General features: G+C 35.2%; 5 protein-coding genes. 3 read left to right on the top strand and 2 right to left on the bottom strand.

Annotation, left to right across the window (positions count from 1 at the left end; all coding sequences use genetic code 11):
* A partial coding sequence (gene gpmI / locus ACY65O_RS16560) for a 2,3-bisphosphoglycerate-independent phosphoglycerate mutase (RefSeq protein ID WP_462221973.1) occupies positions 1 to 1051 on the bottom strand: 1051 nt, incomplete at its 3' end.
* 137 nt (positions 1052 to 1188) lie between these two features.
* Between gpmI and ACY65O_RS16555 the strand changes: the two genes are divergently transcribed.
* From ACY65O_RS16555 to ACY65O_RS16545, 3 genes are all read left to right on the top strand, one after another.
* Positions 1189 to 1569, top strand: coding sequence for a DUF4783 domain-containing protein (locus tag ACY65O_RS16555; RefSeq protein ID WP_462221972.1), 381 nt, complete (start codon positions 1189 to 1191; stop codon positions 1567 to 1569).
* Positions 1570 to 1648: 79 nt separating this feature from the next.
* Entirely contained in the window at positions 1649 to 2500 is an 852-nt protein-coding gene (gene nadC / locus ACY65O_RS16550; RefSeq protein WP_462221971.1) for a carboxylating nicotinate-nucleotide diphosphorylase, read from the top strand.
* A 33-nt stretch (positions 2501 to 2533) separates the two neighbouring features.
* A complete protein-coding gene (locus tag ACY65O_RS16545; protein ID WP_462221970.1) occupies positions 2534 to 2878 on the top strand; it encodes a translation initiation factor in 345 nt (114 codons plus the stop codon).
* Positions 2879 to 2986: 108 nt separating this feature from the next.
* On the opposite strand, the gene ACY65O_RS16540 is transcribed toward ACY65O_RS16545, so the two are convergent.
* Positions 2987 to 3214, bottom strand: a complete 228-nt coding sequence (locus ACY65O_RS16540) for a (4Fe-4S)-binding protein (RefSeq protein ID WP_462221969.1) — start codon at positions 3212 to 3214, stop codon at positions 2987 to 2989.
* Positions 3215 to 3285: the final 71 nt, after the last annotated feature.

Below are 3285 nucleotides of genomic sequence, written 5' to 3'. Positions count from 1 at the left end.
GCTTACACAAACTGATTTTCCAGATTTTGGAATGACGAAATTGAATTTGCATTATACTACTATGACGCAGTACGACCATACTTACAAAAATGTAAACGTGGTTTTTTAAAATTTCGCCTAAAGTATTTTTTAAATCATCATTTTCAAAAACCACGTTTACATTTTTGTAAGTATGGTCGTACTGCGTCATAGTAGTGTAATGCAAATTCAATTTCGCCATTCCAAAATCTGGAAAATCATTTTGTGTAAGCACCTGAGTAATTTCCCTGCAGCGGTCGGTCCTGAAATTAAAACAGATAACCACGTCGCCATCTTTGATGGTGGGTGTTTGCAGTTGGGTGTTAATTATTGGTTTTATAAATTCATCCGTTACCTTTTCTTCATAAGATTTTTTTACTGCCGCTAAAACATTATCTGTTTTTTCGCCAATGCCATTTACCAAACCATCATAAGCCAATTTTACTCTTTCCCAGCGTTTATCTCTGTCCATCGCATAATATCTTCCGGTAACGGTGGCAATTTTGCCTGCTGATTTTTCTAAATGATTTTGAAGGTCAGTTAAAAACCCCAAACCACTTTTTGGGTCGGTATCCCTGCCATCGGTAAAAGCATGTATCAAAACATTTTGCAAACCTTTTTGTGCACAAAGTGAGGTTAACGCTTTTAGATGATTAGTATGTGAATGAACGCCACCATCACTTACCAAACCCATTAAGTGCAATGGCTTATTATTTTGTTTGGCAAAATCAATGGCAGCAAGTAAAGTAGAATTAGTTGCAAATTCGCCGCTTTTTATCGCAACATTTATGCGCTGTAATTCTTGGTAAACAATGCGGCCGGCGCCTAAATTTAAATGGCCCACTTCGCTGTTACCCATTTGGCCTTCGGGCAGGCCTACATCTTCGCCGCAGGTAACCAATGTATTATTAGGATATTTATTGTAAAGCGAACTTACAAAAGGGGTTTTAGCATGCTGTATTGCATCGCTGCTTTTTACTTTGCCAAGGCCCCAGCCATCCATAATTATCAGTATAACTTTCTTATCTTTCATTTGGTAAAACTAAAATATTTGCAACTAATTACCTTGTATTTGCGACAAATACGTAGAAAATTTACTGACATACGGGCTGCTTTAACACAGCTTGGCACAGTTTTAGCAAAATGCATAGTAACCTAAAATACCTATAAATGAAACGATTTTTTACATTCCTTGGAGCTGCAGTTATGCTATCATCTTTTACGCTTTTTACCAGTATAGATGAAGTGGTAACAGCTTTGAAAAATGGTGATGCTGTACAGATTGCCCGTTTTTTTGACAATACTGTTGAAATAACTATGCCTGATAAAAGCAATAATTACAGTAAAAACCAGGCTGAAGTTGTTTTAAAAGATTTTTTTAATACCAACGGCATAAAAGGCTTTGATGTGATACATAAAGGCGAAAATGCCGGTTCGCAATATTGTATTGGAACGCTGGTTACAAAAAACGGTTCGTTTAGAACTACAGTTTTTATGAAACAAAAAGGCGAGAAACAGCTATTGCAGGAGATAAGATTTGAAAACAGATAATTTTCTATGGAGAATTATATATAAACCCTGGAATTTTTTCCGGGGTTTTCTTTTTATGTTTGCCCTTAGCTTTGTAATTATGGATTATAATCAACAATTAGATTTATTTATTAAAAATGCATTGCAGGAAGATATTGGCGATGGCGACCACTCCACCTTGTGTTGTATTGATGCCAGTGCAAAAGGAAAAGCAGTTTTAAAAATTAAGCAGGATGGTATTTTAGCCGGGGTAAAAGTTGCCGAAAAAATATTCAGGTATATGCAGCCGGATATTGTTTTTACTGCGTATAAAAAAGATGGCGATGCCATGCAGTTTGGCGATATTGCTTTTGATGTGGAAGCAAAAGTGCATACCATTTTACAATGCGAAAGATTAGTGCTTAACAGTATGCAGCGCATGAGTGGTATTGCCACATTAACCAAACTTTATGTTGATAAATTAAAACCCTTTAAAACAAAATTATTAGATACCCGTAAAACAACACCCAATTTTCGCCTGCTCGAAAAAGAAGCCGTAAAAATTGGTGGCGGTGTAAACCATCGCTTTGGCCTGTACGATATGATTATGCTTAAAGATAATCATATTGATTATTGCGGTGGTATTGAAAAAGCCATTGAAAAAGCTTACGATTATGTGCAGCAAAAAAAGCCTGATTTAAAAATAGAAGTGGAAACAAGGACAATTGAAGATGTAAAAAAAGTAATGGCGGTTGGAAAAATAAACAGGATAATGCTGGATAATTTTACACCGGAATTAATTACCGATGCATTAAAAATAATTAACGGCAAATACGAAACAGAAGCCAGCGGCGGAATTAATTTAGATAATATTGAAATGTTTGCTGCTACAGGTGTAGATTATATTAGCAGCGGTGCAGTAATTCACCAGGCAAAAAGTTTGGATTTAAGTTTAAAGGCAAGGCCCCTCTAAATCTCCCCAAAAAGGTGACTTAAAACAGTGTATATGACGAAGAAAAAAATAAGTTCATTAAGTGGTGTAGTTTACTCCACCAACCCCGATTTTAAATTGGAAGAAACCAGTAATGAAGTAACAGAAACATTACCGCCTTCTCAGCAAAAATTAAAAATATTGTTAGATAAAAAACAGCGGGCTGGTAAAAAAGTTACTTTAGTTGAAGGCTTTATTGGCAATCAGTCAGATGTAGAAGAGCTGGGAAAAAAATTAAAATCATTTTGCGGTACAGGCGGCGCAGTAAAAGATGGTGAAATAATTATACAGGGCGATAATAAAGATAAAGTGCTGCAATGGCTGCAAAAAAATGGTTATTCATTATCTAAAAAAGTGTAATTAATTTTTTTTGAAAAAAATTGTTTGTATGGTGATTGTTCTCTTATTATCAGCAGGTGTAATTGCTGCTGTTTTAAAATCCTGCGAAAGCTATTTTAAAATGGCTTCTTAAATTTTCTCTTCATTCATAAAATAACTCAATGCACCACTTGGGCATTTTTTGACCTGCTCAATAATTTGTTCGGTACTTGCCTTATCCATTTCTATCCATGGTGTACGGCGGGGATCAAATACCTGCGGTAAACCTTTAAAACACATTGCGGAGTGAGTACAAATTTCAGGTTTCCAAACTACAGTAACTTCCCTATTGGTGTACTTATGTGTTTTTAGCGGCATATAAAATATTTTATTTAACAACAAATCATAGGTAATTTACAAAAAAAGGCAAATTTTATTGTTATTTTTAC

The sequence above is a fragment of the Ferruginibacter sp. genome (assembly GCF_031430955.1).
GTDB lineage: Bacteria > Bacteroidota > Bacteroidia > Chitinophagales > Chitinophagaceae > Ferruginibacter.
This window is presented reverse-complemented; position numbering and strand designations above follow the sequence as displayed.